This is a genomic window from Arthrobacter ramosus (assembly GCF_039535095.1).
GTDB lineage: Bacteria > Actinomycetota > Actinomycetes > Actinomycetales > Micrococcaceae > Arthrobacter > Arthrobacter ramosus.
The window spans coordinates 3,246,747-3,272,788 of the sequence record NZ_BAAAWN010000001.1; the positions used below are offsets into that span (position 1 = coordinate 3,246,747).

Consider the following 26,042-nt stretch of genomic DNA (forward strand, 5'->3'; position numbering starts at 1 on the left):
GTTGAAATGGGTGGATCGTAGGGCCGGGGTCAGGACCCCGGCCGGTCATGCTGCTAGGAAGCGTGGGCGGAGAGCATTCCGATAATGGGGTTCCACTCCGACGTCCGGATGCCTGCAATCCCGCGGACGGCGGCGAACGGATCCTCCTTCAGCGTGGCGTTCAGCTCGGACTCGTCGGCGGCCTCGAGCAGCAGCAGCGCACCCGCGCCGTCGGTGTAAGGGCCGCTCGCCAGCAGGGTTCCCTGCTCGGCCAGGCTGGCGAGCCAGGCACGGTGGGCAGGGCGGTTCGCGTCGCGCACCTCGGCGGACTCGGCGTCGTACACGTACTCAACAGCGAAAACAGTCATATGGATAGCCTATCCCCCAAGCCCATTCCGGGGCGTCCACCGAGAGTTCAAGCCCATTCCGGATCAGCCGAAGAGGTTGACGGGCTTGACGATGTCGGCGTAGATCAGCAATGCGCTCATGGCCATGAGGACACTCGCCACGACGTAGGTGAGCGGCAGGAGCTTGGCGATGTCGAAGGCGCCTGGATCCGGTTTGCCGAACAGCTTGGCGATTCGACGCCTGGCTCCCTCGTAGAGCGCGCCCGCCACGTGTCCGCCGTCGAGCGGCAAGAGCGGAACCAGGTTGAAGACGGCGAGGGCGAAGTTCAATCCGGCGAGGAGCCCCACGAGGGCGCTGACGCGCGATTGCAGCGGAACCTGATCCATGGCAGCCACTTCACCGGCCACCCGGCCGACGCCCACCACGCTGATGGGGCCGTTGGGATCGCGCGGTTCGGAGCCGAAAGCCGCTTGCGCGACGCCGACCACCCTGGCGGGCAGGTTGAGGATGACTCCCGCGATTTGCTTGATGTTCTCGCCAGCCATCGGAAGAACGCTCGACGCCGGTTGGGGCACCATGGCGGTCTGCGCGCCGATGCCGAGGAACCCGACTTCCTCGTACAACGGCTTGCCGTCCGCGCCCTTGGCCTGCAGGCCGTTGCCTCCAATGACGGGGCGTGCAGACAGCACGGGGGTCACTTGCGTGGTGACGCTCTTGCCGCCGCGGTCCACGGTGATTTGGACGGCCTTGCCGGCGGACGCCCGGATCCAGCCGCTCATTTCGGCCCAGCTCGTCACCGGCTTGCCGTCAAAGCTGGTGACAACATCGTTGGGCTGGAGCTTAGCCACTGCGGCCGGGGTCAGCTGGCAGTTCGGCGAGTTCGGATCGACGGTCTCGCCGGCCTTGACCTGGCACTTGGACACCTCGGCAATCGTGGTGGTGGCCGTGGACACTCCGAAGCCCATGAGTAGAACCGCGGTCAGAACCAAGCCGATGAGCAGGTTCATGGCCGGTCCACCCAGCATGATGATGACCTTTTTCCAGACCGGGAGCCTGTAGAAGACCCTGTTCTCGTCGGCGGGGCCCACTTCCTCATGCGCAGCGGACCGGGCCTCGGTGGCGAGGGTCTGGAACATGCCGGTGCTGGACGGCCTGACGCTGCCATCTTCCTTGTTGGGCGGGTACATGCCGATCATCGCGACGTAGCCGCCCAGCGGGATAGCCTTGACGCCGTATTCGGTCTCGCCTTTCCGCGTGGACCAAAGAGTAGGGCCGAAACCGATCATGTATTTCGTGACGCGCACTTTGAACAGCTTGGCGGGAAGCAAGTGCCCCACCTCGTGCAGCGCAATGGAGACGGCCACGCCGATCGCCACGAAGACGACTCCGAGAATGAACAGAATGACGGGATTCATGCCTTAAGTACTGCTTCCTAAAGGGTGCTGTTGGCTAAACGATCGTGGGTGCGCGTGCGTGCCCACCTCTCAGCATCCAACACGGAGTCCACCGTCAGCTCCAAGGATCCTGAATGTTCGCTGAGGACGGACTCCACCGTGTCCACGATGTCGGTAAACCGGATCCTGCCGGCGTGGAAGGCTTCCACCGCTTCCTCGTTGGCCGCGTTGAAGACGGCCGGATAGGTGCTCCCCTGCTTCGCGGCGTCCTTGGCCAGCTCCACGGCCGGGAAGGCTACCGAGTCAAGGGGCTCGAACGTCCAACTGGTGGCCTGGCTCCAGTCGCAAGCCTTGGCGGCGCGGGGCACGCGGTCCGGCCACCCGAGTCCAAGCGCGATGGGGAGCCGCATGTCCGGTGGAGAGGCCTGGGCAATGATGGAGCCGTCCACGAACTCCACCATGGAGTGCACCACGGATTGCGGGTGCACCACGACGTCGATCCTGTCCAGGGGGACGTCGAACAGCAGATGCGCTTCGATGACCTCGAGGCCTTTGTTGACCAGGCTGGCCGAGTTGGTGGTGACCATGAGACCCATGTCCCACGTGGGGTGGGCAAGTGCCTCGGCCGGGGTGACGTCGCGAAGTTGCTCGCGGCTGCGGCCCCGGAAAGGTCCGCCGGACGCTGTCAGGATGAGTTTCTCGACCTCTTTGTCGGTCCCCGCGCGCAGGCATTGGGCGATGGCCGAGTGTTCGGAGTCCACGGGCACGATCTGGTCAACGGCTGCCGCGGCCTTCACCAGTGCACCGCCGACGATCAGGGATTCCTTGTTCGCCAAGGCCAGGATGGCGCCGGACTCGAGGGCTGCCAGCGTGGGGGCCAGACCGATCGACCCCGTGATGCCGTTGAGCACGACGTCCGCTTCGATCGCGGCAATTTTGGCGGACGCATCCGGCCCTGTGATGATCGCCGGATCGTAGTTCCGGAGTCCGGCGGCAGAGGCGGCCGCGCTGATGAGTTTCTGGAGTTCGTGGGCGTCGCCGTAGGCGATGCCGACTGCCTGGGCCTTGGTGTGGACGGCCTGCTGCGCGATGAGTTCCAGATTCCCGCCGCCCGCGCTCAGCGCCACGACTTCGAAGAGATGGGGAGCGGCGTCGACGACCTCAATCGCTTGTGTGCCGATGGAACCAGTGGACCCGAGGAGGATGATTTTGCGCGGCTGCATTGCTTAAGTATCCCGCACCCCAGGCGTAGCGTTGGTTTGTGGACTGGGTCTCGTGGTTCGAGGCGCCGGACTATGAATTCGCCCGGCAGGTGCTCCAGCGCGGCACGGCCGCGCTCTATTTCATCGCGTTCCTGTCCAGCCTCAACCAGTTCCCCGCACTCCTTGGTGAACACGGGCTCCTGCCTGTCCCGAGGTATGTGGACGGCCACAGGATCCTGCGCAGGCCCAGCCTGTTCCGCTGGAAGTATTCTGACACCTTGCTCCGGGCCGTGTGCGCCGCCGGACTTGCCGTTTCCTTGTCGCTCGTAGGCGGGTTGCCGCAACTGGGCCCGCCGTGGCTTCCCCTGGCCGCGTTCCTGGCTTTGTGGTTGCTCTACATGTCGATCGTCAACGTCGGCCAGACCTTCTACGGCTTTGGCTGGGAGATGCTGCTGCTGGAAATGGGCTTCACTGTCGGCTTCCTTGGTTCGGAACAGGTTCCCTCGCCAAGGACCATCCTCGTCCTGCTCGTGTGGCTGCTGTTCAGGCTGGAATTCGGCGCGGGCATGATCAAGATCCATGGCGGAAGCGAGTGGCGTGATTTAACCGCCCTGTACTACCACCATGAGACGCAGCCTATGCCTGGACCGTTGAGCCGCCAGGCGCATCTCCTTCCCAAACCGATGCACCGCATGGAGGTGCTCGGAAACCACTTCGCCCAGTTGGTGGTGCCCTTCTTCCTGTTCGCCCCGCAGCCGCTGGCCACCATTGCCGCCGGATTTGTCGTCTTCACGCAGCTTTGGCTTGTGGGGAGCGGAAACTTCGCGTGGCTCAATTGGTCCGCGATCGTGCTTGCCTTCGCTGCGGTGAGTGACCCCGTCGCCCACGCTGTGCTGCCTTTCATACCGCAACGGACCAACACGGCCCCGGCAGTTCCGCAGACCCCGGTGTGGTGGCTCGCCGTCGTACTCGCAGTGACGGTGCTCCTCTTGGTGCTCAGCTATTGGCCCGTCCGCAACCTGCTTTCGCGGGAGCAGCTCATGAACGCCAGCTTCAACCGATGGCAGTTGGTCAACACCTATGGTGCGTTCGGCACGGTGACTCGGCACCGGGTGGAAATCGTGGTGGAAGGCACCCAGGCCGACGTTCCCGTCGATGAGGCCGATTGGCGCGAATACGGCTTCAAGGGCAAGCCCGGCGACGTCCGTAGGCTACCCCGGCAGTGGGCTCCGTACCACCTGCGCCTCGACTGGCTGATGTGGTTCCTGCCCTTGCGCACAGTGCATGAGGAATGGTTCTACGCGTTCTTGGGCAAACTGCTCGACGCCGACCAGCCCACCTTGCGCTTGTTGCGCCAGGACCCATTCGACGGCGCACCGCCGCGTTGGGTGCGCGCGCGCAGCTTCCTTTACCGCTTCGCCACGAGGGCCGAGTTCCGCGAATCTGGTCAGCGCTGGATCCGGATGGAGCTCTACGAGGTCATCGCCCCGTTGTCGCTGCCGAAGTCGCGACGGAGCAGCCAATAGGCCCGGCCTGGTCAGTAGGCCCGGCCTGAGCAACCCTTCAGGAAAGCCGGGCCCTGCGCAGCATGGATTCCGCGTGTTTCAGGATGGGCCCGTCCACCATTTTGCCCTTGTACTGGAACACTCCGGTTCCGGCCGCGGCCGCAGCGTCAAGCAGTTCCCGGGCCCCGGCGACTGCCGCGGGCGACGGTGCGTAGGCTTCGCGGACAACGGCAACCTGGTTCGGGTGGATGCAGGCCTTGGCACCGAATCCGCTGGCCACTGCGTCGGCGGATTCCACGGCCAGCCCGGCAAGGTCGGGAATGTCGACGTAGACCGAGTCGATGGCTTCCTTGCCTACGGCTTTCGCGGCCAGCAGCACCGTAGACCGGGAGTGCGTTGCGACGGCCCGGTAGCCGCCGTCGTCCTTGCGGCTGGAGGTACCGCCCATGGAGGCGATCAGATCCTCGGCGCCCCACATGAGCCCGACGACGTTGGGAGCCTGGGCGATCTCAGCCGCGTTAATGATCCCTTGGGCCGTCTCGCACAGGGCGATGACGTGGTAACCCTCGAGTGCTTTCAACTGTTCGGCGGTCTCGGCCTTGGCCAGCATGACGGTGCGGTAAGGGGTGTGCGCGAGGCAGTGCAGGTCCTTCTCGAAGTCCGGGGTGCCCACTGGATTGACGCGCACAATCGTGCGGCTGGGGTCGAGTTCGGCGGTCTCCCCGCCGGAGCCGAGCTGGGCGAGGATGGCGCCCCGGGCCCGCTTCTTGTCCGCGGGCGCGACGGCGTCCTCGAGGTCTACGATGACGGCGTCGGAACGCTCGGCGGCCTTTTGGAACCGTTCCGGGCGGTCGGCGGGGCAGAAAAGCAAAGCGGGGCCCATGGTGAAGGTCATGTATTGATTGTCCCCTGTTGCGCCTCCAGATGCGCGGTCCGGATCCACATGAGGCAGGCCCGCGTGGCGAGCGCCACAACCGTGCCGTCCTGGTTGCGGCCGGTGTGCTGCATGGTCACCACACCCTGCCCGGGACGCGACGACGACTCCCGTTTCCCGGTGATGACAGTCTCCGTGTAGAGGGTGTCGCCGTGGTAGAGCGGGTGCGGGAAAGAGACGTCCGTGAGGCCCAGCTGGGCGATGATGGTGCCCTGGGTCAGTTGCGTGACGGACTGTCCCACCATGGTGGACAAGGTGAACATCGAATTCATGAGCCTCTGCCCGAAGGGCTGCTTGGCGCTCCAGGCAGCATCCAGGTGCAGGGCTTGGGTGTTCATGGTCAGCGTCGTGAACAGCACGTTGTCCGTTTCGGTGACGGTCCGCCCGGGCCGGTGGGCGTAGACAACGTTTTCCTCGAGTTCCTCGAAGTACAGCCCCCGCTGCTCGACAATACGGGGTTCAGCGTCCGCAGTCATACAGTCAGCTCCTGGTCTTCTTCGAAAAGCTCGACGCCGGTCGCGGCCGCCACGTCCTCGGCGGAGACGTTCGGTGCCAACTCGCGCAGGACGAGCCTCGACACTCCGCCTTCGGAGACGACGTCGATCACGGCGAGGTCGGTGATGATCCGGTCCACGCAGCCTTTCCCCGTGACGGGCAACGAGCATTCCTTGACGATCTTGGGCTTGCCGTTGCGGTCCACGTGCTCCATCATCACGATCACCCGCTTGGCGCCGAAGACCAGGTCCATGGCGCCGCCCATGCCCTTGACCATCTTGCCCGGAATCATCCAATTGGCCAGGTCGCCATTGGCTGCGACTTCCATCGCACCAAGCACGGCGACGTCCACATGTCCGCCGCGGATCATGCCGAACGACGTGGCTGAGTCAAAGAACGCGGCGCCCGCGTTGACGGTGACCGTTTCTTTGCCGGCGTTGATCAGATCGGGGTCCACGGCGTCCTCGGCCGGGTAGGGGCCGACGCCCAGGATCCCGTTCTCGGAATGCAGGATCACCTCGACCCCCTCGGGGATGTAGTTGGGAATGAGGGTGGGCATGCCGATCCCGAGGTTGACGTATTGCCCGTTGGTGAGTTCGCGGGCTACGCGGGCGGCGAGTTCGTTCCGCGTCCAGCCTTTTCCCTCGTGCTGTTCCGCGCCGGCGCGGCGGTACTCGTGCCTGACGGCCTCGGGACGCGGCGGCACATCCTGGGTGATGTTCGATTCCATGGCTACGCTCCTGTCCGCTGGGTCAACGCGACGCCGGGGTCAACGCGACGGTCCGCTTTTCGATGCGCTTCTCGGTGTCCGGTGCAAGTACGACCCGCTGGACGAAGATGCCCGGAGTGTGGATATGTTGCGGATCGAGTTCGCCGGGTTCCACAAGCTCTTCGACCTCGGCGATGGTGATCCGGGCCGCCATGGCACACAACGGGTTGAAGTTCATGGCCGTCGCATGGAAGACGAGGTTCCCGTGACGGTCCCCTTTCCACGCGTGGACCAGTCCGAAATCGGGTGTCAGGGATTCCTCCAGGACATAGTCCGCCCCGTTGAAGGTGCGCACTTCCTTGGGTGAGGACGCGATCGCAACGGTGCCGTCGCCGTCGTACTTTTGCGGAAGCCCGCCTTCCGAGACCTGCGTCCCGACGCCGGCCGCCGTGAAGAACGCCGGGATGCCGGCGCCCCCGGCGCGCAGTTTCTCGGCCAGGGTGCCTTGCGGGGTGAGGACCACCTCGAGCTCGCCGGCAAGGTACTGCCGCGCGAACTCCTTGTTCTCACCGACATAGGAACTGATCGTCCGGCGGATACGCCCGTCCCTCAGCAGGATGCCCAGGCCCCAGTCGTCCACGCCGCAGTTGTTGCTGACTGTTTCAAGGTCCTTGGTGCCTTGATCGTGGAGCGCATCGATCAGCGCCACCGGGATACCGCACAAGCCGAACCCGCCGACGGCGAGAGAGGCGCCGTCGTGGATGTCCTCCACCGCTTCCGCGGCGCTGGCAACAACTTTGTCGATCATCGTTTACCTTCCCTGGCGGTTAAAGGCCCAGCTCGCGGGCGATGAGCATCAACTGGACCTCGGTGGTGCCTTCCCCGACTTCCAGGATCTTGGAGTCGCGGTAGTGGCGCGCCACCGTGAATTCGTTGATGAAGCCATAGCCACCGAACACCTGGGTGGCGTCCCGTGCGTTGTCCATGGCTGCCTCGCCTGCGACCATCTTAGCGATGGCCGCTTCGGTCTTGAACGGCTTGCCGGCCAGCATCCTCGCCGCAGCATCGTAGTAGGCCAGGCGCGCAGTGTGGGCCCGTGCCTGCATGCGGGCGATCTTGAACTGGATGGCCTGGTACTTGCCGATGTTCTGCCCGAAGGCCACGCGTTCCTTGGCGTATTTCACGGACAAATCGACGCAGCCCTGGGCTGCACCGGTGGCGAGCGCGGCGATGGCGATGCGGCCTTCGTCCAGGATCGACAGGAAGTTGGCGTAACCCCGTCCCCGGACGCCGAGCAGGTTCTCTTCCGGCACCCGGACGTTGTTCAGTGTCAGCGGGTGGGTGTCGGAAGCGTTCCAGCCCACCTTGTTGTAGGCCTTTTCCGCGGTGAAACCGGGCGTGTCGGTGGGAACCAGGATGGTGGAGATTTCCTTCTTGATGCTCCCGTCCTTGCGTTCGTGCTGCCCGGTGACGGCGGTGACGGTGACGAGCCGGGTGATGTCGGTCCCGGAGTTGGTGATGAATTCCTTGTTGCCGTTGATGACCCAGCGGCCGTCCTCGAGGTGCGCGTTCGTTTTGGTGCCTCCGGCGTCCGAGCCGGCTTCCGGCTCGGTCAGGCCGAAGCCTGCGAGCGCTTCGGCCGAGGTCAGCTGGGGCAGCCAGTGTTCCTTTTGCTCCTGGGTGCCGAAGCGGTACACCGGCATGGCGCCGAGCGAGACGCCTGCTTCGAGGGTGATGGCCACCGACTGGTCAACCCTGCCCAGCTGTTCCAGCGCGAGGGCGAGGGCGAAGTAGTCGCCGCCCATGCCGCCGAACTCTTCAGGGAATGGCAGGCCAAAAAGGCCCATCTCACCCATCTGCTTGACCACCTCGTACGGGAAGCTGTGCTCCTCGTCGTGCTTGGTGGACACCGGGGCCACTACCTCGTCGGCGAATTCCCGGACGGAGTCGCTCAGGTCCTGGTATTCCTCAGTGAGTTCAAAACTTGCCATGGCTAGAGTTCCTCGTCTTTCTGGTTTTCAGTCGGTTGCGCTGTGACTTCAGGGTTGGGTTCGGCCGCCACGTGGATGGTGGCGAGGACTTGGTCAGCCTTGACGAGGTCCCCGGTCTTGCTGCTGAGGTGTACGGTGCCGGACACGGAGGCCAGCAATTGGTGCTCCATCTTCATTGCCTCCACGGCGAGGAGGACCTGGCCTGCTTCCACGTGATCGCCGTTGTGCACCGAAACGGACACGACGGTTCCCGGCATGGGAGACCGGACTTCGGGGTCCGCGGCGCCTTCTTCGCGCTGGATGCCCGCGAGGATGCGTTGGAGCCGGGCCTCGCGGTCCAGGATCTCCAGCCGGCACGACCAGCCGTCGCTGCCCAGCCAAAGTTCCCGCGCCTCACGCCCCGGAGATGGTGAGCCGTGCGCGAAATGGTGCTCGACGCCGTCGAGCACCAGCACGGCATGTCCGGCGGATCCCGGCCGCATGGCGGCAGAGTGCTCGACGCCGTTATCCGCGCGAGCCGCAAAGCTCGACCCGTTCACCGTCAGCCCCACTGTGGCCAGGCCGGCGTCGGGACGTCCGACGGTGGTCTTCCAGGGCGCGGCGGCGCCGACGCGCCAGCCATCAGCGGTGTTCCAGGGTGCTGCCGTCCCGGCCGGAGCCGGTTCTGAGCGGTTGAGCAGTTCCGAGCGGTTAAGCAGGGCTGCGGCGATCAGCTCGACGTCGGTCACTTGGCGGAATTCCATCCCCTCAAGCTTGCGCTCGATCAGGCCGGTGTCGAGGCGGCCGGCGCGGACGTCGTCGTCGTTGATCAGGAGCCGCAGGTACTCAACGTTGGTGTGCACTCCCAGCAGCGTGTAGTCCCCCAGTGCGTGGTCAAGGGTGTCCAGCGCCGCTTTGCGGTCCGGGCCCCAAGCAATGACCTTTGCGAGCATGGGATCGTAGTCGCCGGTGACGGACAGTCCCGGCAGCATGGCGGAGTCAACGCGGACGTGCGGATCGTTGCTGGCCCGTTCCCGGAGCGTCACGATCTCGCCGATGGAGGGCATGAAACCGCGTTCGGGCACCTCCGCATAGACGCGCGCCTCCACCGCGTGGCCGTCAAGCACGACGTCGGACTGCGCCACCATGAGGACTTCACCCGCGGCGATGCGCACTTGCCATTCGACAAGATCGACGCCAGTCACCATTTCCGTGACAGGGTGCTCCACCTGGAGGCGGGTGTTCATCTCCATGAAGAAGAAGTGCTCCGGGTCCTGGTCCGAGACGAGGAACTCGACCGTGCCCGCACCGCTGTACTTGACGCTTCGGGCAGCCTGGCAGGCGGCCTCACCGATCCGTGCCCGGACCTCGGCGCCGTTATCGAGCGACTCGAGCAAGGGGGATGGTGCTTCCTCAATGACTTTCTGGTGGCGGCGCTGGAGCGAGCATTCGCGCTCGCCGAGGTGGATGACGTTGCCGTGGTTGTCGGCGAGGACCTGGACTTCGATGTGCCTGGGCGCCTGGATGAGCCGCTCGAGGAACAGGGTGTCGTCACCAAAAGCGCTCGCCGCCACGCGCCGGGCCGTCATCAGCGTGGCTGCCATATCCTCCAGCCGCTCCACGATGTGCATGCCTTTGCCGCCGCCCCCGGCCGAGGGCTTGATAAGCAATGGGAAGCCGACGCCGGGCGCCGCCTCGATCAGGGCCTCGTCGCTCAAGCCTGGTTCGGCGATCCCCGGAACGCACGGGACTCCGTAGGACATGACGTGGTTCTTGGAACGGATCTTGTCGCCCATGATCTCGATGGCGTCAATGCCGGGGCCGATGAACGCGATACCGGCCGCGTCCAGGGCCTTGGCGAACTCCACGTTTTCGGCGAGGAATCCGTAACCCGGGTGGACGGCCTGGGCGCCGCTTTGCAGGCAAGCCTCGATGATGGCGTCTATCCGCAGGTAGCTGTCCGCCGCCGCGGCGGTACCGATGCGGACGGCAGCGTCTGCTTCGCGCACGTGGCGGGCCCCGGCGTCGGCGTCTGAGTAGACCGCCACCGAACGGATGCCCATGGCCTTGAGGGTGCGGATGACGCGGCAGGCGATCTCGCCGCGGTTGGCGACGAGGACGGTGTCGAAGGAGTTGATTGTCATGGGGTCACATCCGGAAGAGGCCGAAGGAGGTTTCCGGCAGGGGTTGGCGGGAGACGGTGTCCAGGGCCATGCCCAGGACACGCCGGGTGTCTGCGGGGTCGATGATGCCGTCGTCCCAGAGCCGTGCGGTGGAGTAGTAGGGGCTGCCCTGGTCCTCGTACTGCTGCTTGATGGGGGCCTTGAAGGCTTCCTCGTCCTCGGCGGGCCATTCCTCGCCGCGGGCCTCGTATTGTTCCCGTTTGACGGTGGCCAGCACGCTGGAGGCCTGGTTCCCGCCCATCACCGAAATCCTGCTGGCCGGCCACATCCACAGGAACCGCGGGGAGTAGGCCCGGCCGCACATGGAGTAGTTTCCGGCACCGAAGGATCCGCCGATCACCACGGTCAGCTTGGGCACGCGGGCGGTGGCAACGGCGGTGACCATTTTGGCGCCGTTCTTGGCGATGCCGCCGTGTTCGTAGTCCTTGCCCACCATGAAGCCGGAGAGGTTCTGCAGGAAGACCAGCGGGATGCCGCGCTGGTCGCACAACTCGATGAAGTGCGCGCCCTTGAGGGCGGATTCGCTGAACAGCACCCCGTTGTTGGCGACGATGCCCACGGGGTGGCCGTGCAGCTTCGCGAATCCCGTCACCAAGGTGGTGCCGTAATTCTTCTTGAATTCGTGGAACCTCGAGCCGTCCACGAGCCGGGCGATGACTTCATGAACGTCGTATTGCGCGTTGACGTCCGTGGGAACGGCACCATAGATTTCGCCCGGGTCCACCACGGGCTCGACGGCGGTGTCCACTTCCCACGCGGGGGCTGCGGGCTTGGGCAGGGTGGCGACGATGTCGCGGACGATCTGCAGGGCGTGCTCGTCGTTTTCGGCGAGGTGGTCCGTCACACCGGAAATCCGGGAGTGGACGTCTCCGCCGCCGAGTTCCTCGGCCGTGACGATTTCACCGATGGCGGCCTTCACGAGGGGCGGGCCGCCGAGGAAAATGGTGCCCTGGTTGCGGACAATGACGGTTTCGTCGCTCATGGCGGGAACGTAGGCGCCACCGGCCGTGCAGGATCCCATGACCGAGGCGATCTGCGGGATCTTCGCCGCGGACATCTTCGCCTGGTTGAAGAAGATCCTCCCAAAGTGTTCCTTGTCCGGGAACACCTCGTCCTGCTTGGGCAGGAACGCTCCCCCGGAATCCACCAGGTAGACACAGGGCAGCCTGTTCTCCAAGGCGATTTCCTGGGCCCGGAGGTGCTTCTTCACCGTCATCGGGTAATACGTCCCGCCCTTGACCGTCGCGTCGTTGGAAACCACCATCACCTGGCGGCCATGGACCAAGCCGATCCCCGCAATCACGCCGGCGCCCGGCGAGTCATCGTTGTACATCCCGTTGGCCGCCAGCGGGGCGATCTCCAGGAACGGGCTTCCCTCGTCCAGCAAATAGTTGATGCGCTCGCGCGGCAATAACTTTCCCCGGGAGATATGCCGCTCACGTGACTTCTCGGGGCCACCGAGGGCGGCCACGGCAAGGCGCTTCTTCAGCTCGTGCACCAGTGACAGCTGCGCTTCCTCGTTGGCCGCGAACTGATCGCTGCTGGTGTCCAGCTGGCTGGCGAGTGTCTCCATCGACTGTGTCCCATCCCGGCCAATGGCCATCTCAGTTAGTACCGCATAACTGGAATTTAGGTTAGTCTCTATTAACTGTGTTGTCCATCACCTCGGCACTGGGCCCGCCCAGTATCGGCGCTGAATTGGACGCGTGCAAAAGGAGGAATTGTGGTCACCTTCCAGCGGAGCTCCCAGCAGGACGGCCCAACGCCGCGGAGCCCCAAGCAAGACAGCCCGACCCAAAGAAGCCAAGCCAAGGAAACACGGCGCAAGGCCCTCCTGACCGCCGCAGCCGGGTTATTCGCCGCGGACGGTTTCAACCGCGTTTCCCTTGAGGACCTGGGGGCCGCGGCAGGAGTCAGCGGCCCCGCGGTGTACCGGCATTTCCCGGGAAAACAAGCCGTGCTGGCCGAGCTGCTGTTGAGTGTGAGCCGGAATCTGCTCGACGGCGGCCGCACCGTGGCGTCCGAGGCGCCCGACGCCGAAGCTGCATTGCGCGGACTGGTGGAGTTCCACGTGGACTTCGCCCTCAGCAATCCCGATGTCATCCGGGTCCAGGACCGCGACTTCAGCAACCTCAGCGACTCCGACCAGGCCGAAGTCCGCACCCTGCAGCGCAACTACGTGGAACTGTGGGTGGGAGTGCTCGGCGAATTGCATCCCGACACGGATCCTGCCGAGCTCCGGGTCCGCGCCCACGCAGCCTTCGGCCTCATCAACTCGACTCCCCACTCGGTCCGGCACCACGGGCGGCGCATGGCGGTCAAAAGTGCCCGACCGATCCTCGAGCGCATGGCCCTCGCAGCCTTGACGGTGCGCTAGGTTCCTGCCGCCGAGAACCCAACTCACTCGCAGTTGTTGTCGTTATGAGCCTTCAAAACGACAACAACTGCGGGGGCCCACGCCGCCAGGGCTCCCTGGCCGAGCTTGCGAGGCGAGGGTGGCGGTGGGGACAGTCGGGCCTGCTAGATCATCGTCATGACGGTTGCAGGGTCGGACAGGATCGCGCCCAAATCGGCCAGGAATTTCGAGCCTTGTTCGCCGTCCACCAGCCGGTGGTCGAAGGACAGGCTCAGTGACATCACCTGGCGCACCGCGAGTTCGTCGTTGTGCACCCACGGAGCTTTGCGCACTGATCCCAGCGCCACGATGGCAGCCTCGCCCGGATTCAAGATGGGGGTTCCGGCGTCGATCCCGAACACGCCGATGTTCGTGATGGAAATGGTTCCGCCCGTCAGATCTGCCGGGGAGGTCTTGCCTGAACGTGCCGTGTCCGTGAGTGCGGACAAAGCCGTGGACAGTTCCAGCAGCGTCATCTTGTCCGCGTCTTTGATGTTGGGAACAGTCAGTCCCCGCGGCGTGGCGGCGGCGATACCCAGGTTTACGTAGTTGAACTGCACGATCTCCTGTGCGCCTTCATCCCAGCGGGAGTTCAGGGTCGGGTTCCTGCGCAAGGCAATCAACACTGCCTTCGCCGCGATGGTCAACGGCGTGAGCTTGTACCCGGCAAACTCGCGACTGGCCTTGAGCCGCGCCAGCAGTTCCATGGTGTGCGTGACGTCAACGGTCAGGAACTCCGTCACATGGGGCGCCGTGAAGGCACTTTGCACCATGGCAGCGGCGGTGAACTTGCGGACTCCCTTAATAGGGGTGCGCGTCTCGCGTTCGGCGGAAACCCCGACGGCGGACGCGGCGGCCGGGGTGACCTCGGGAACGGCGAGCTGCGGCTGGGACCCCGCCGCGAAGTCCTGGACATCCGCACGGGTGATCAAGCCTGCCGGCCCGGTTCCCTTGACCAGCTCAAGGTCAATTCCGAGATCCCTCGCAAACTTGCGGACCGGAGGCGTGGACCGCGGACGCTCCTGTTCCGCCGCGGGCTCGTTTGGAACCGCGGGCGGTGCGGGCTGTTCAACGACGGGAACGGGTTCGACGGCAGGGATGGGCTCCCGGACGCGCTCGCGTTCGGCGGCGCCCCCGTCAAACATCCGCTGGCGTCGGGCCGGGCGTCCGGATTGTTCGACGACAGCGCCATAGCCTACGAGGTTCGGCTCACGCCTCGCCGCGGTCTCCGCCGGGCTTTCCGTGGAGGCGGCCTCACCGGAACCGGCAACAGCGGAAGGTGAGGCTCCGGCGTCGTCGACTTCAAAGGAAACGATCGGCTTGCCGACCTCGACAACGGAACCGGCCTGTTCGTGCAAGGCGGCGACGGTTCCCGCAAAGGGCGAAGGCAACTCAACCACGGCCTTGGCCGTCTCGACCTCGGCAATGACCTGGTTCAAGGTCACGGTGTCCCCCACCGCGACCTTCCAACTGAGAATTTCCGACTCAGTGAGTCCTTCTCCGAGGTCGGGCAGCCTGAATTCCTTGATCATGGTGGCGCTCATCCTTCCAGCCCGCTCAGGGAGTTGCCGCGGCCGAGTGCCCGGTCCACGCCGTCAAGAATCCTGTCCAGATCCGGCAGGTGGTGCATCTCGAGCTTTGAGTACGGGTACGGGATGTCGAATCCCGTGATCCGGACCGGCGCCGATTCAAGGTAGTTGAAGCAGCGCTCTGTGATGCTGGCGGCGATTTCGGCGCCGAGCCCGCCGGACTGCGCAGCCTCGTGGGTGATGACGAGCCTGCCGGTCTTGCGGACGGACGCCTCCACTGCCTGGAAGTCGATCGGAGCCAGCGAGCGCAGGTCGATAACCTCTACGGAGACTCCTTCGTCGGCGGCGGCCATGGCCGCGTCGTTCGCGGTTTTCACGAGCGGGCCGTATGTCACCAAGGTGACGTCGCTGCCTGGTGTGACCACCCTGGCCTTCTCCATGGACAGCGCCGTGGAAAGATCCGCGGTCTCATCCACTTCACCCTTGTCGTGGTAGCGGCGCTTGGGTTCGAAGTACAGCACCGGATCGTCCGAGGCGATGGCCTGCTGGATCATGGTGTACGCATCCTGCGGGTTGGAGACACTGATGACGCGGAGGCCCGAGGTGTGGGTGAAGTAGGCTTCCGGGGACTCGGAGTGGTGCTCGGGTGAACCGATTCCGCCGCCGAAGGGAACCCGGATGGTGATGGGCATCTTGACGCGGCCCTGTGTCCGGTAGTGCATCTTGGCTACCTGGCTGACGATCTGGTCGAAGGCCGGGTAGATGAAGCCATCGAATTGGATTTCGCAGACCGGCCGGTAGCCGCGGTAGGCCAATCCGACGGCGGTGCCGATAATCGCGGATTCGGCCAAAGGGGTGTCAACCACGCGGTGTTTGCCGAAGTCTTTCTGGAGACCGTCGGTGACCCGGAAAACGCCACCGAGCGCCCCGATGTCCTCACCCATGAGGATAACTTTGGGATCGTTTTCGAGGGACTTGCGCAGGCCGGCGTTGATGGCGCGGGCGAAGGTCAGCTTGCTCATCAGAGTGCCCCTTCCTGGGTTGATCCGCTGAAGCTTTCCAGATAGCGGGAGTAGTGGTCCTTCTGGCGTTCGATCCAGGAGTTGGGCGTGCTGTAAACGTGCTTGAAGAGGTCGAGCGGCGCGGGATCGGGCATATTGATGACGCCTGCCCGCAGGTTTCGTGCCACCTCGTCCGCTTTGGCCTGGGTCTTGGCTTCGAGCTCTTCCGTCAGGAGGCCCTTGGTGCGAAGCAGCGCCTTGAGCCGGGTAATCGGGTCCTTGGCCGCCCAGTCCTCAAGCTCGTTGGCGTCGCGGTAACGGGTGGGATCATCCGCCGTCGTGTGCGGGCCCATGCGATAGGTCACCGCTTCGATGAACGTAGGTCCGCCGCCCTTGCGGGCCCGGTCCAGTGCAATCCGGGTGACCGCTAGGACAGCCAGGACGTCGTTCCCGTCGACCCGCATGCTGGGGATTCCGAAGCCTGAAGCACGGTCGGCGATCTGGATATGGGACTGAATCCGGACGGGTTCGGAGATGGCCCAGTGGTTGTTCTGGCAGATGAAGACCACGGGCACTTGGAAGCTCGCCGCGAAAACCATTGCCTCGTTGACATCGCCTTCGCTCGTGGCGCCATCGCCGAAGTAGGCGACCGCGACGGAGTCTGCTCCGTCGTGCTGGATGCCCATCGCGTAGCCGGTTGCGTGCAGCGATTGCGAACCGATGATGATCTGCTGGGTGGCAATGTTGTGGCGGTACGGGTCCCATCCGGCGGAAGCGTTACCGCGCCAGGCACGGACCAAGTCTGTTGGCTCCACACCGCGACAGTAGGCGACGCCGTTGTCACGGTAGCTGGGGAAAACAAAGTCGTCATCCCGGAGGGCCCGGCCCGAACCGATCTGCGATGCTTCCTGGCCTAGCAGCGGCGGCCACAAGGCCAGCTCGCCCTGACGCTGCAAGGCGGTTGCCTCGGCGTCGATGCGGCGGATGACCATCATGTCCTCGTACAGCGAGCACAGCTGCTCGTCCGTGACATCGCTGACCCAGAGATCGAACTCCGGGTGGCTGATGCGTTCCCCTTCCGGGGAAATCAGTTGGACCAGATCCCCGCCGGTCCGACGCGGGCTTGTTGCACTGATTCCGGGATTCGAAGCCTTGTAGGCGTCCTGGCCGGGTTCGTCCGTCAACACAGTTGATCGCACCTTTCAGCTTGTGCTCGCAGGCCTTTGGAGGGACTTGTGATCCAGCCGCTGGCCAGCATCCGGGCGTCGTCGCCTGGATTAATTGTGACCCTACTCACAATGCTCATTGGGTACAACCACCGTTGAAAATTCTGCGCATTCTGCCCTATCTGGACGGTGGTCACCGTGCTAACGTTGCGCATTATGCAAGCTTTAGATGGCACCGACACACGCCTGCTTTCGGCCATGGCGAAGGACCCCCGCGGCACGGTTGTGGCCCTGGCGCAGAAGCTGGGACTATCGCGGAATACGGTTCAGGCGCGGATGGCCCAACTGGAAAAGAAACATGCGTTTCTCTCCTTCGAACGGCGCATCAACCCTGCCGCCCTCGGCTACCCCCTCATGGCGTTCATCTCGGTGCATGTGCAGCAGCAAAAGCTTGGACAGCTTGCCTTGGACCTCGCCGAAATCCCGGAAATCCTGGAGGGGTACGGCCTGACCGGTTCGGCTGACCTGCTGCTGCGCGTAGTGGCGCTCGACGCCGAGGATTTGTTCCGGATCAACGGCAAGATCCTTGCGTGTGACGGAGTGGAACGAACGGACACTGCCATGTCGATGGGCGAATTGATTCCCTTCCGCGTGCAGCCGTTGTTGAACCGCAATACCAAGACGGCGCTCCGAACCGGCTGAGCCCGCTCCGGCGGATGCCCTTGCTCCTCACTGGAATGTGCGATTTGATGCAGGTGGACGCCTTGGGGGCCGGCTGGCGGCTCCCGTCCGGTGTTGGCGACGCAGGACTGGCCGCCGGGAAGGGGAACCACCGTGAGCACCCCGCAAGTACCGCCACAGCCGGACCAGGACCCCCAAGCCGTCCCGCCGGCGTCGGGAGTCGGAGCATCGCAATACGGCAGCACGCCGCCTTACGGTCCACCGGGCCAGTATCCCGCCCCCTACGCCCCGCCAGGCCAATACGCCCCGCCGGGTCAATATCCGGCTCCGGCCCCCGGGCAGTACCCCGGCCCCTACGGAATGCCTGTCCCGCCGCCCGCGAAGAACCGAAAGCTCCTCTGGATCATTCTTGGAGCGGTGGGCGCGGCCCTCGTGCTGATCATCGTGGGGGTCGTCGTGCTGGTCAACGTACTGGGAAGTGCGACGAACAGGGCCCGGACCATCTCCGACGATTTCACCCGCCTGATCGTGAATGGCCAAAGCTCGCAAGCCTACGACCAGTACATGCACCCTTCCCTCACCCAAAACCTGTCGAAAGATGAGTTCGTTGCCGGCGTCGAGGGACTCGGACTGGACAACACTTGCAAGCCCCACTACGACTCCGTGAACGTCAGTTCAGTCAACGGCACCAACACGGCCGACGTTGTCGGAACCTTGCAGTGCCAAGGCAAAATCCTTGATCTCGCGTACAGCTTCGAAGGCAATGATTTGAAGATGGACGCCATCCGTCTCCGGCCGCAGGGCTAGCGTCGAAAAAATTCGTCCCATCCACCCATCCATAGCCCCGGGTGGTCCGAATATCTGGTTGAGAGCCCCGTCCGGGGTTTCGAACACAGGCCGGATACAAAACCGGCCATACCGGAAGGTTTGGACCATGCGCACTTCGCCCAACCGCCTGATCGCCACCATCTTTGGAGCCGTCTACCTGCTCGTGGGTGTCGTTGGATTCTTCGTCACCTCGGGAATTGGATTCTTCGCCACCGAGGGTGCCAATCTGATCATCTTTGCGGTAAACCCCTTGCACAACATCATCCACCTCGCCATCGGCGCTGCCCTGCTCTACTCGGGCATGAACAGCACTGTGCTGTCCAAGACCGTCAACACCACAGTCGGCGCCGTCTACTTGCTTGTCGGCATCCTCGGGCTGTTCCTCGTGGGCTCCGCACTGAACATCATTGCCCTTAACGGCGCAGACAACGTCCTGCACCTGGCCAGCGCAGTGGTGCTTCTCGGCGTCGGTCTCTCGCAGGACAAGGTTCCGGCCACCACCGCCAGGGCCCACGTCTAGAAGACCTCGAAACCCGGAAGGAGCCGTCCGTGTCAGCTCAAGCAGCGACGTCCGTGGGACCCACCATTGGGGCCTCCCTCACCCTGTTTTCTTGTTTCGCGGGAATGGGGGCCGGCCTCGTGGAGCTTTCCATCGCATCGAGCGACATTTCGGGCCGGGGAGCCCTTATGTGGGCGGGCGGCGTCTTCGCGGCCTGGGGCCTGGCCCTGCTCGCCAGCTCGATTGCCAGCCTGCAACGCGGGCGGCTCCGGTTCCGCAAGCCAACAACCATAGGCCTCCTCGCGGCCGTGCTTGTCCACGTCGGATTCCTGGTTGCCGGCATGGCCCAAAGAATGCTCGACGGCGGGCATCTGGCGGCTCTTTTCCTGGTCCTGATGGCCCTGGGATCCTCTGCCTGGCTCGCCCGCAGGTACCTCGACGACGACGGCGGAGCCGCCTCGGGTCCCCCGCGGGCCGGTGCGCTTTTGGGCGCTGCCTTCGCCGCCGCCGTCGTGGTCGCAGCAATTACGACGCCGGGGCTCGCCGCCTCGGTGGCCGGAGCGCACGCCGTCCCGCATGGAGAGCACTCGCTGCCGGGCGGCCACAACCACTAAGACCTCTCTGCCAAGCGGCAACAGCGATCCCTCCCACACTGAGTGCGGGAGGGATCGCTGTGTTGGACCGGTAGTCCTAGTGGTTCACCGCTTTCTCGGCTCCTACGCCGGTCAGGGAACGGACTTCCATCTCGGCCTGCTTCGCCGTGTCTTCGCGCCGCTTGTCCACGACGGTTCCGAGCCAGCCAAGCAGGAAGGCGAGCGGAATGGACACGATTCCCGGGTTGCTCAACGGGAAGATGGCGAAGTTGGCACCAGGGATCATTGACGTCTTGGCACCGGAAACAACCGGCGACAAGGCAATGAGGATGATGGCCGCCGACAGTCCGCCGTACATGCTCCAGATGGCGCCCTGGGTGGTGAACTTCTTCCAGAACAGGGAGTAGAGGATGGTCGGCAAATTCGCTGACGCCGCCACTGCGAAGGCGAGGGCGACAAGGAACGCTACGTTCTGGCCATTGGCGAAAATACCGCCAACGATCGCAAGGACCCCGATGACCACCACAGTCCGCCGGGCCACTTTGACCTCGGTTCCGGCGCCGGCCTTGCCCTTGGAGATGACGTTCGCATAGATATCGTGGGCGAACGACGCCGCTGCCGTGATGGTCAAGCCCGCCACCACCGCAAGGATGGTGGCGAACGCGACGGCCGAGATGAAGCCCAGCAGCAACGGCCCGCCCAGGTGGAACGCCAGGAGCGGCGCAGCGGAGTTCACCCCGCCGGGGGCCGACTTGATGGTGTCGGCTCCAACGAGGGCTGCCGCGCCGTAGCCGAGGACCAGGGTAAACAGGTAGAACAACCCGATCAGCCAGATGGACCAGACCACCGATTTGCGGGCTTCCTTGGCCGTGGGCACAGTGTAGAAGCGCATCAGCACGTGTGGCAGGGCGGCCGTGCCGAGGACGAGTGCCAAGCCGAGGGACAGGAAGTCCAGCTTGGAGGTCTCGGTCTTGCCGTACTGCAGGCCGGGGTTCAGCACGTTGGGGTTCTTGGCAGAGTCTGCGGCAGCACCCAACAGGTTCGACAGGTTGAAGCCGTAGATGGACAGCACCCAGAGCGTCATGACTGCCGCACCGCAGATGAGCAGCACGGCTTTGATGATCTGGACCCAGGTGGTGCCCTTCATTCCTCCGATCAGCACGTACATGATCATGAGGGCGCCGACGACGACGATCACCAGGGCTTGTCCGCCCCAGTCGCTGATGCCCAGGAGCAAGGAAATGAGGCTTCCGGCGCCGGCCATCTGCGCCAGCAGGTAGAAAAAGCAGACGGCCAAAGTGGTCAGGGCCGCGGCGATCCGCACCGGGCGCTGGCGCAGCCGGAACGAAAGCACATCGGCCATGGTGAACTTGCCCGTGTTGCGCATTAGTTCGGCGACAAGCAGCAACGCGACAAGCCACGCCACGAGGAACCCGATGGAGTACAGGAAGCCGTCGTAGCCGTTGACGGCGATCGCCCCGGTGATCCCGAGGAAGGAGGCCGCGGAGAGGTAGTCTCCGGCGATGGCGGTGCCGTTCTGCGAACCGGTGAACGAGCGCCCGGCGGCATAGTAGTCGGCAGCCGTTTTGTTGTTCCGGCTGGCCCGGAAAACGATCACCATGGTGACCAGGACGAACAGGGCAAAGATGCCCATGTTCAACAGCGTGGTGTCCTTAAGAGCGGCAACGTTGACCATCGGGACCATGGCGCTCATTTCGCTGCCCCCCGCATTGCGCTGCCCTTGTCGAACTCATGGCCCTCGATCTCATTCCGGATTTCCGTGGCGATCGGGTCCAGTTTCCGGTTGGAGTAGTGAACGTACCAGGCCGTAATTCCGAAAGTTGAGACGAACTGCAGCAGGCCCAGGACCAGGCCGACGTTGATGTTGCCCCACAGCTTGGTGGACATGAAGCCCACCGCGTAGTCAGCCAGCAGGACGTAAGCGAAGTACCAAAGCAGGAATGCGATGGCCATTGGAAAGACAAAACTGCGGTGGCGCTTGCGGAGCTCCTGAAACTGCCCCGTTTGCTGGACTTCCTGGAAATCAACGGACGCCGCTGCGTCCGGTGTCTGGGCCTCGTTACCCATGGCTTCCTCCTGGTTGTGGATGTCTACACCGACCACACACTCCCGGCCGACGTGACTGGAATCACTATACGCCGGGCAGCTGCGCCACTTCCAGATTCACCGGCATAGGCGTCGCCCAGCGGACACGTTGCTGCGCCGAACGGCGGGTTCGCTAGTCTTGCTCCATGCCGGATTCCCCGCTCGTCACCGCCGCCGCCATTGCGGTCATCGTCCTCGCCGTGGCGGTCGTCGTCGGGGTGGGCCTCAAGGTGATCCGTTCCTTCCGCGAGCTGGGAACCGACGCCGAGAGGGCCACTTACCAGACCCTGCACGCGGCGTCGCGCGCGGGACAGCACCTGCGAACCGGGCTCCACGCGGCGGGAGCGGCCAAAGCGAGCAGGCAATTGCGTTCCCTGCTTGGCTGCGACGCCCTGGCGATCACGGACACCGAGTCCGTCCTGGCGTGGGACGGCGCAGCGGAAGAGCTCAAAGCCGTCCTTATGGAGCTCGCCTCGGGAGTTCTCTCCGACGGACGGACCGTGGTTGTCCCGGCTTCGCACGCACTGAACGCCGTCGTCGCGCCGATCAGGGCCGGAAACCGCGTGGTGGGAGCCGTCGCGGCCTTCGCCCCGCAAACCGGTGCCGGGTTGGTCCGGGCGACAAGCGAGCTGGCCGACTGGGTGGCCGTGCAAGTGGAATTGGCCGAACTCGATGCTTCCCGCACCTTGCTCATGGAGGCCGAAGTCCGGGCCCTGCGCGCACAGATCAGTCCCCACTTCATCTACAACTCGCTCAACGCCATTGCCTCGTTCATCAACACTGACCCCGCCAGGGCGAGGGAGTTGGTGGTCGAGTTCGCGGATTTCACCCGGTATTCCTTCCGCCGCCACGGCGATTTCACCACCTTGGCCGAGGAACTTCGGAGCATCGACCGCTACTTGCTGTTGGAGAAGGCACGCTTCGGCGACCGGGTACAAGTGAGCCTCAGGATCGCGCCCGAAGTCCTGAGCACGGTGATTCCCTTCCTGAGCCTTCAGCCGCTCGTGGAAAACGCCGTGCGCCATGGGTTTGAAGCGAAGGAAGGACCCGGGCACATCACCATCTGCGCCAACGACTCCGGCGCCTTCGCGGAGGTCACCATCGAGGACGACGGCGTGGGCATTGATCCGGAACACCTGCGCTCTGTCCTGGCGGGGCACGCCGACGGCGACCATGTTGGACTGCGGAACGTCGATGCCCGACTTCGGCAGGTCTACGGGGACGAACACGGACTCGTCATCGAAACCGCACCGGGCGAGGGCACCCTGATCACCATCCGCGTGCCGAAGTCCCAGCCGAGCCATGATGCCTGAGGCTAATCTATAACCATGATCAACGTACTCGTCGCCGACGACGAGCTCCCCGCCGTTGAAGAGCTCGCCTTCCTGCTGGGCCGGGACGAGCGCATCGGTACCATCCACCGCGCAGTCTCGGGCGCCGAAGCCCTCAGCGCCCTCGAAACGGAATCCGTGGACGCTGTCTTCCTGGACATCCACATGCCCGCGCTTTCCGGTTTGGACATCGCCCGTGCCATCTCGCGCAGCCCCCGCCCTCCCGCCGTCGTCTTCGTCACCGCTGACGAGGACTGTGCGCTTGAGGCGTTCGAACTGGCCGCCGTCGACTATCTGCTCAAACCGGTCCGTGCCGAGCGCCTGGCGCGGTCCATCAGCCGCATCAGCGAGCTCATCAAGGACGGCAGCAAGGTCCCCGAGATGATCACGGTTGACCAAGGCGGAACAACCCGGATGATCCGGAGGGACGACGTCAGCTACGTCCAGGCCCAGGGAGACTACGCCCGGCTGCACACCGCGGAGGCGAGCTACTTGATCCGGGTACCCCTGAGCGACCTCGAACAGCAGTGGGCGGAAGCCGGATTCATCCGCATCCACCGTTCGTATCTGATGTCCCTCAACCACGTGGGGCATATGAAACTCGCTGCGGCACGGCCAAGTGTCACCGTGGCCGGAGCCGAACTGCCGATCAGCCGCAGGCACCTTCCGGCCGTGCGGGACAAACTCGAGGCCACCCGGATCCGGCCACAAGGATGACCCGCGTCAGGGTCACGGCCCCGCAGTCAGCTGCCCGGATAGCCCCCAAGCGTCCATACCATTCGCGCGAAGCTGCCGAGGACTCGGACGTCGGGCAGGTCTTCGTCCGGTCACTCATCCGTTCGCAGTTGCGCCTGGCCGTGGTCGTGGCTTCCGGATTCCTGCTGGTGCTGGCCGCCTACGGCTCCATGGTGGCGTTGGTGCCCCAGCTCGCGCAAATGCGGATTCTGGGCATCCCGGTCAATTGGATCATCCTCGGAGCGGCGCTTTATCCGGTGATCGGCCTGAGCGCATGGCTGTACAACCGCTCCGCGGCAAGGAACGAAGCCCGCTACCGCGATCTTGTGGAGGAGAAGTGAATCCCGCCGTCGGGCTCGCGGCTTTTCTGGGTGTGGCGCTTGCGACAGCGTCGATCGGCTTCCACGGGCTACGCATTTCGCGTACCACGGGCGACTTTTACGTGGCATCCCGCACTGTCCGGCCATGGTGGAATGCCTCGGCGATCGGCGGCGAATACCTGTCGGCGGCGAGTTTCCTGGGCGTCGCGGGGCTGATTCTGCTGACCGGAACGGACGCTCTGTGGTTCCCCGTGGGCTACACGGCGGGCTACCTGATGCTGTTGCTGTTCGTGGCCGCCCCCTTGCGCCGATCGGGCGCCTACACGATTCCGGATTTCACGGAGGCCAGGCTCGAGTCGAAAGCCGTCCGCCGGGTCACGAGCCTTGTCGTCGTTGCTGTCGGATGGCTCTACATCGTGCCGCAGCTTCAAGGCGCCGGGCTCACCATCCGGATCAGCACGGGATTGCCTTCCTGGGTAGGCTCCATCGCCGTCGTCGCCGTGGTCTGCGTGACAGTAGTGGCTGGTGGCATGCGTTCCATCACCTTCGTCCAGGCTTTCCAATACTGGCTCAAGCTCACGGCCTTGGCCGTGCCTGTGGTGTTCCTGATGCTGAACCAGACCGGCGGCGGCTCACCGGTCCTGGCGGAGGCATCCAGCAATCCCACGGGCCTCCCCGCAGCCGGGCTCTACCAGACTGTCTCGCTCCTGGTGGCGCTGCTTTTCGGAACACTGGGACTCCCCCACGTCCTTGTCCGCTTCTACACCAACCCGGACGGCCAATCGGCCCGCCGGACCACCCTTATCGTGCTGGGCCTGTTATCGGTCTTCTATTTGTTCCCGACGGCGTCCGGCCTGCTCGGTCGGGTCTTCGCACCTGAGCTTGCACGCAACGGACGGCCCGACGCCCTGGTCCTGCTGCTGCCTGGAAAGCTGCTGGGCGGGGTGCCCGGCGATCTTCTGTCGGCATTGGTGGTTGCCGGCGCGTTTGCGGCATTCCTCTCGACGACGTCGGGATTGGTCGTTTCGCTGGCCGGCGTCATCAGCCAGGACCTCCTTGGCGGGAGCGTGCACGGATTCCGGGTGGCCACCCTCCTGGCCGCCGTAGTCCCCCTGGCTTTTGCATTCACGACGGATTCGATGGCCCTGGCCGGCAGTGTAGGGCTGGTGTTCGCTTTCACGGCGTCCACCATATGTCCGGTCCTGGTGCTGGGCATTTGGTGGCGTGGCCTGAGCGACGCAGGGGCCATTGCCGGCATGCTGACCGGAGCCGTCCTGTGCGGGGGTGCGCTGGTATCAAGCACGCTCATCGGTTCGGCCGCACCCGGATGGATTGCCCAGCCCGCGGCGTGGACGGTGCCGGCCGCGTTTGCCGTGATGGTACTCGTCTCGAGGGCTACGAAACACCGGGTCCCCGGGACCGTGGCCCGGCTGATGACCAGGCTTCATGTCCCGGAACGACCGGTGGCCACGGAGCGCCAGCTCCGCTGAGGCTCAGCTCAGGGAGCTGAGGGCGAGGGCCGCTGACGGCGCCGGGCGTCCGCCTGGGTTTTGCTAGTCGATCGCCGCCATGAGCTCGACAACCCGGTCGAGGAAGGCATCAACCTGCGCCTCTTCGTAGCCGTCGCGCCCGCGGGCCTCGGAGAAAGCGGCTCGGCGGACGTTGTCGACGCTCAGCGGTTTGTCGTTCTCCAAGTAACCGATCAGGGAGACGCACAAGGCATCGACCTCGGCGATGTTGTAGCTGCGCGCACGCTTCTTGTCCGGCCGGCGGAAACGTTCGCCATCAGGCCGGTGCAAACGGCCGCGCAACACTCCGGAGAGTTTGCCGATCTTCAGCAACCAGGCTTCCTCGCCTTCGGCCGCTATCAGCTCGTCGCGTTCACGCCGGGCGAAGGCATCTTCGAGGCGGTCCAATGCGGCGTCCACAGCGGTGGCGTCGTAGCCGCCCTTGACAGGATCAAACGAAACCGCGCGCACATCGCTGCTGCCGATTTTCTCCGCTGCCTCGGCCCTGTTTTCAAACGACAACCGGGCGCGCTGGAAAAACTGGTCCACTTGCTTTGCGTTGTAGCCGTACTTGCTGTGCGCCACGCGCTCAAATGCTGCGGGGATCTGGCGACGAATGTCCACTGCCACT

The 26,042-nt window shown here is 64.6% G+C and carries 26 protein-coding genes; 10 read left to right on the forward strand and 16 right to left on the reverse strand.

Going from position 1 to position 26,042, the window contains the following annotated elements:
• Window positions 1-53 precede the first annotated feature (53 nt).
• The 3 genes from ABD742_RS15050 to dxr all read right to left on the reverse strand — a co-directional run bounded on the left by ABD742_RS15050 (window position 54) and on the right by dxr (window position 2,944).
• Window positions 54-347, reverse strand: a complete 294-nt coding sequence (locus ABD742_RS15050) for a YciI family protein (protein ID WP_234753085.1) — start codon at window positions 345-347, stop codon at window positions 54-56.
• Between the two features lie 63 nt (window positions 348-410).
• Window positions 411-1,742 carry a M50 family metallopeptidase gene (locus ABD742_RS15055; RefSeq protein WP_234753084.1) on the reverse strand — a complete coding sequence of 444 codons (1,332 nt, stop codon included), beginning with the start codon at window positions 1,740-1,742 and terminating at the stop codon, window positions 411-413.
• A gap of 17 nt (window positions 1,743-1,759) precedes the next feature.
• Window positions 1,760-2,944: a 1-deoxy-D-xylulose-5-phosphate reductoisomerase gene (dxr, locus tag ABD742_RS15060; protein ID WP_234753083.1), complete on the reverse strand. Its 1,185-nt coding sequence runs from the start codon at window positions 2,942-2,944 to the stop codon at window positions 1,760-1,762.
• 38 nt (window positions 2,945-2,982) lie between these two features.
• On the opposite strand from dxr, the gene ABD742_RS15065 reads away from it, so the two are divergent.
• Complete coding sequence (locus ABD742_RS15065) at window positions 2,983-4,449, forward strand: lipase maturation factor family protein (protein ID WP_234753082.1); 1,467 nt, start codon at window positions 2,983-2,985, stop codon at window positions 4,447-4,449.
• A gap of 37 nt (window positions 4,450-4,486) precedes the next feature.
• Here ABD742_RS15065 and ABD742_RS15070 read toward each other — a convergent pair whose 3' ends face one another.
• From ABD742_RS15070 to ABD742_RS15100, 7 genes are read right to left on the reverse strand one after another with little or no spacing between them, the layout of a single operon-like run.
• A complete protein-coding gene (locus ABD742_RS15070) occupies window positions 4,487-5,323 on the reverse strand; it encodes an HpcH/HpaI aldolase/citrate lyase family protein (protein ID WP_234753081.1) in 837 nt (278 codons plus the stop codon).
• Window positions 5,320-5,838: a MaoC family dehydratase gene (locus ABD742_RS15075; protein ID WP_234753080.1), complete on the reverse strand. Its 519-nt coding sequence runs from the start codon at window positions 5,836-5,838 to the stop codon at window positions 5,320-5,322. Before ABD742_RS15075 ends, ABD742_RS15070 begins: the two co-directional genes overlap by 4 nt.
• The gene (locus tag ABD742_RS15080) at window positions 5,835-6,587 is read right to left on the reverse strand and encodes a CoA transferase subunit B (RefSeq protein ID WP_234753079.1); all 753 of its coding nucleotides are present in this window, start codon (window positions 6,585-6,587) and stop codon (window positions 5,835-5,837) included. The genes ABD742_RS15075 and ABD742_RS15080 overlap by 4 nt, the downstream gene beginning before the upstream one ends.
• A 22-nt stretch (window positions 6,588-6,609) precedes the next feature.
• Complete coding sequence (locus ABD742_RS15085) at window positions 6,610-7,374, reverse strand: CoA transferase subunit A (RefSeq protein ID WP_234753078.1); 765 nt, start codon at window positions 7,372-7,374, stop codon at window positions 6,610-6,612.
• A 19-nt stretch (window positions 7,375-7,393) separates the two neighbouring features.
• Window positions 7,394-8,557, reverse strand: a complete 1,164-nt coding sequence (locus ABD742_RS15090) for an acyl-CoA dehydrogenase family protein (RefSeq protein ID WP_234753077.1) — start codon at window positions 8,555-8,557, stop codon at window positions 7,394-7,396.
• Between the two features lie 2 nt (window positions 8,558-8,559).
• Window positions 8,560-10,680, reverse strand: coding sequence for an acetyl/propionyl/methylcrotonyl-CoA carboxylase subunit alpha (locus tag ABD742_RS15095; RefSeq protein ID WP_234753076.1), 2,121 nt, complete (start codon window positions 10,678-10,680; stop codon window positions 8,560-8,562).
• A 4-nt stretch (window positions 10,681-10,684) separates the two neighbouring features.
• The gene (locus tag ABD742_RS15100) at window positions 10,685-12,292 is read right to left on the reverse strand and encodes a carboxyl transferase domain-containing protein (protein ID WP_234753075.1); all 1,608 of its coding nucleotides are present in this window, start codon (window positions 12,290-12,292) and stop codon (window positions 10,685-10,687) included.
• A gap of 150 nt (window positions 12,293-12,442) precedes the next feature.
• Here ABD742_RS15100 and ABD742_RS15105 point away from each other — a divergent pair, with 150 nt between their 5' ends.
• Window positions 12,443-13,096, forward strand: a complete 654-nt coding sequence (locus tag ABD742_RS15105) for an SACE_7040 family transcriptional regulator (protein ID WP_308193875.1) — start codon at window positions 12,443-12,445, stop codon at window positions 13,094-13,096.
• Between the two features lie 143 nt (window positions 13,097-13,239).
• Here ABD742_RS15105 and ABD742_RS15110 read toward each other — a convergent pair whose 3' ends face one another.
• Genes ABD742_RS15110 through pdhA form a run of 3 tightly spaced genes read right to left on the reverse strand, consistent with a single transcriptional unit; the run spans window position 13,240 to window position 16,831 of the window.
• Window positions 13,240-14,658: a dihydrolipoamide acetyltransferase family protein gene (locus ABD742_RS15110; RefSeq protein ID WP_234753074.1), complete on the reverse strand. Its 1,419-nt coding sequence runs from the start codon at window positions 14,656-14,658 to the stop codon at window positions 13,240-13,242.
• Window positions 14,655-15,665 carry an alpha-ketoacid dehydrogenase subunit beta gene (locus ABD742_RS15115; RefSeq protein WP_234753073.1) on the reverse strand — a complete coding sequence of 337 codons (1,011 nt, stop codon included), beginning with the start codon at window positions 15,663-15,665 and terminating at the stop codon, window positions 14,655-14,657. The genes ABD742_RS15110 and ABD742_RS15115 overlap by 4 nt, the downstream gene beginning before the upstream one ends.
• A complete protein-coding gene (gene pdhA, locus ABD742_RS15120) occupies window positions 15,665-16,831 on the reverse strand; it encodes a pyruvate dehydrogenase (acetyl-transferring) E1 component subunit alpha (RefSeq protein WP_372460965.1) in 1,167 nt (388 codons plus the stop codon). Before pdhA ends, ABD742_RS15115 begins: the two co-directional genes overlap by 1 nt.
• A 195-nt stretch (window positions 16,832-17,026) precedes the next feature.
• Between pdhA and ABD742_RS15125 the strand changes: the two genes are divergently transcribed.
• The 4 genes from ABD742_RS15125 (at window position 17,027) to ABD742_RS15140 (ending at window position 19,432) form a co-directional block, all read left to right on the forward strand.
• The gene (locus ABD742_RS15125; protein ID WP_234753072.1) at window positions 17,027-17,512 is read left to right on the forward strand and encodes an Lrp/AsnC family transcriptional regulator; all 486 of its coding nucleotides are present in this window, start codon (window positions 17,027-17,029) and stop codon (window positions 17,510-17,512) included.
• Window positions 17,513-17,644: 132 nt separating this feature from the next.
• Window positions 17,645-18,298 carry a hypothetical protein gene (locus ABD742_RS15130; RefSeq protein WP_234753071.1) on the forward strand — a complete coding sequence of 218 codons (654 nt, stop codon included), beginning with the start codon at window positions 17,645-17,647 and terminating at the stop codon, window positions 18,296-18,298.
• A gap of 127 nt (window positions 18,299-18,425) precedes the next feature.
• On the forward strand, window positions 18,426-18,839 hold the full coding sequence (locus tag ABD742_RS15135) for a DUF4383 domain-containing protein (RefSeq protein WP_234753070.1): 414 nt from the start codon (window positions 18,426-18,428) through the stop codon (window positions 18,837-18,839).
• A 29-nt stretch (window positions 18,840-18,868) separates the two neighbouring features.
• Window positions 18,869-19,432 carry a hypothetical protein gene (locus ABD742_RS15140; RefSeq protein WP_234753069.1) on the forward strand — a complete coding sequence of 188 codons (564 nt, stop codon included), beginning with the start codon at window positions 18,869-18,871 and terminating at the stop codon, window positions 19,430-19,432.
• 76 nt (window positions 19,433-19,508) lie between these two features.
• Here the strand turns inward: ABD742_RS15140 and ABD742_RS15145 are convergent, their stop codons facing one another.
• Window positions 19,509-21,125 carry a solute symporter family protein gene (locus tag ABD742_RS15145; protein ID WP_234753068.1) on the reverse strand — a complete coding sequence of 539 codons (1,617 nt, stop codon included), beginning with the start codon at window positions 21,123-21,125 and terminating at the stop codon, window positions 19,509-19,511.
• Complete coding sequence (locus tag ABD742_RS15150; protein WP_234753067.1) at window positions 21,122-21,499, reverse strand: DUF485 domain-containing protein; 378 nt, start codon at window positions 21,497-21,499, stop codon at window positions 21,122-21,124. Before ABD742_RS15150 ends, ABD742_RS15145 begins: the two co-directional genes overlap by 4 nt.
• Window positions 21,500-21,663: 164 nt before the next feature.
• Between ABD742_RS15150 and ABD742_RS15155 the strand changes: the two genes are divergently transcribed.
• Genes ABD742_RS15155 through ABD742_RS15170 form a run of 4 tightly spaced genes read left to right on the forward strand, consistent with a single transcriptional unit; the run spans window position 21,664 to window position 25,393 of the window.
• A complete protein-coding gene (locus ABD742_RS15155; protein ID WP_234753066.1) occupies window positions 21,664-22,830 on the forward strand; it encodes a histidine kinase in 1,167 nt (388 codons plus the stop codon).
• Between the two features lie 15 nt (window positions 22,831-22,845).
• Window positions 22,846-23,565, forward strand: a complete 720-nt coding sequence (locus ABD742_RS15160) for a LytR/AlgR family response regulator transcription factor (RefSeq protein WP_234753065.1) — start codon at window positions 22,846-22,848, stop codon at window positions 23,563-23,565.
• Window positions 23,562-23,924 carry a DUF485 domain-containing protein gene (locus ABD742_RS15165; RefSeq protein WP_234753064.1) on the forward strand — a complete coding sequence of 121 codons (363 nt, stop codon included), beginning with the start codon at window positions 23,562-23,564 and terminating at the stop codon, window positions 23,922-23,924. Before ABD742_RS15160 ends, ABD742_RS15165 begins: the two co-directional genes overlap by 4 nt.
• Window positions 23,921-25,393, forward strand: coding sequence for a sodium/solute symporter (locus tag ABD742_RS15170; RefSeq protein ID WP_234753062.1), 1,473 nt, complete (start codon window positions 23,921-23,923; stop codon window positions 25,391-25,393). The genes ABD742_RS15165 and ABD742_RS15170 overlap by 4 nt, the downstream gene beginning before the upstream one ends.
• Window positions 25,394-25,456: 63 nt before the next feature.
• On the opposite strand, the gene ABD742_RS15175 is transcribed toward ABD742_RS15170, so the two are convergent.
• Window positions 25,457-26,041 (reverse strand): DivIVA domain-containing protein, encoded by a 585-nt coding sequence (locus ABD742_RS15175; protein ID WP_234753061.1) that lies wholly within the window; start codon window positions 26,039-26,041, stop codon window positions 25,457-25,459.
• Window position 26,042: the final 1 nt, after the last annotated feature.

Excerpts from the sequence above, each read along its gene's own strand:
- ABD742_RS15050 (WP_234753085.1), bottom strand. The coding sequence starts at position 347 with ATGACTGTTTTCGCTGTTGAGTACGTGTACGACGCCGAGTCCGCCGAG.
- ABD742_RS15055 (WP_234753084.1), bottom strand. The coding sequence starts at position 1,742 with ATGAATCCCGTCATTCTGTTCATTCTCGGAGTCGTCTTCGTGGCGATC.
- dxr (WP_234753083.1), bottom strand. The coding sequence starts at position 2,944 with ATGCAGCCGCGCAAAATCATCCTCCTCGGGTCCACTGGTTCCATCGGC.
- ABD742_RS15070 (WP_234753081.1), bottom strand. The coding sequence starts at position 5,323 with ATGACCTTCACCATGGGCCCCGCTTTGCTTTTCTGCCCCGCCGACCGC.
- ABD742_RS15075 (WP_234753080.1), bottom strand. The coding sequence starts at position 5,838 with ATGACTGCGGACGCTGAACCCCGTATTGTCGAGCAGCGGGGGCTGTAC.
- ABD742_RS15080 (WP_234753079.1), bottom strand. The coding sequence starts at position 6,587 with ATGGAATCGAACATCACCCAGGATGTGCCGCCGCGTCCCGAGGCCGTC.
- ABD742_RS15085 (WP_234753078.1), bottom strand. The coding sequence starts at position 7,374 with ATGATCGACAAAGTTGTTGCCAGCGCCGCGGAAGCGGTGGAGGACATC.
- ABD742_RS15090 (WP_234753077.1), bottom strand. The coding sequence starts at position 8,557 with ATGGCAAGTTTTGAACTCACTGAGGAATACCAGGACCTGAGCGACTCC.
- ABD742_RS15095 (WP_234753076.1), bottom strand. The coding sequence starts at position 10,680 with ATGACAATCAACTCCTTCGACACCGTCCTCGTCGCCAACCGCGGCGAG.
- ABD742_RS15100 (WP_234753075.1), bottom strand. The coding sequence starts at position 12,292 with ATGGAGACACTCGCCAGCCAGCTGGACACCAGCAGCGATCAGTTCGCG.
- ABD742_RS15110 (WP_234753074.1), bottom strand. The coding sequence starts at position 14,658 with ATGAGCGCCACCATGATCAAGGAATTCAGGCTGCCCGACCTCGGAGAA.
- ABD742_RS15115 (WP_234753073.1), bottom strand. The coding sequence starts at position 15,665 with ATGAGCAAGCTGACCTTCGCCCGCGCCATCAACGCCGGCCTGCGCAAG.
- ABD742_RS15125 (WP_234753072.1), top strand. The coding sequence starts at position 17,027 with ATGCAAGCTTTAGATGGCACCGACACACGCCTGCTTTCGGCCATGGCG.
- ABD742_RS15135 (WP_234753070.1), top strand. The coding sequence starts at position 18,426 with ATGCGCACTTCGCCCAACCGCCTGATCGCCACCATCTTTGGAGCCGTC.
- ABD742_RS15145 (WP_234753068.1), bottom strand. The coding sequence starts at position 21,125 with ATGAGCGCCATGGTCCCGATGGTCAACGTTGCCGCTCTTAAGGACACC.
- ABD742_RS15150 (WP_234753067.1), bottom strand. The coding sequence starts at position 21,499 with ATGGGTAACGAGGCCCAGACACCGGACGCAGCGGCGTCCGTTGATTTC.
- ABD742_RS15155 (WP_234753066.1), top strand. The coding sequence starts at position 21,664 with ATGCCGGATTCCCCGCTCGTCACCGCCGCCGCCATTGCGGTCATCGTC.
- ABD742_RS15160 (WP_234753065.1), top strand. The coding sequence starts at position 22,846 with ATGATCAACGTACTCGTCGCCGACGACGAGCTCCCCGCCGTTGAAGAG.
- ABD742_RS15165 (WP_234753064.1), top strand. The coding sequence starts at position 23,562 with ATGACCCGCGTCAGGGTCACGGCCCCGCAGTCAGCTGCCCGGATAGCC.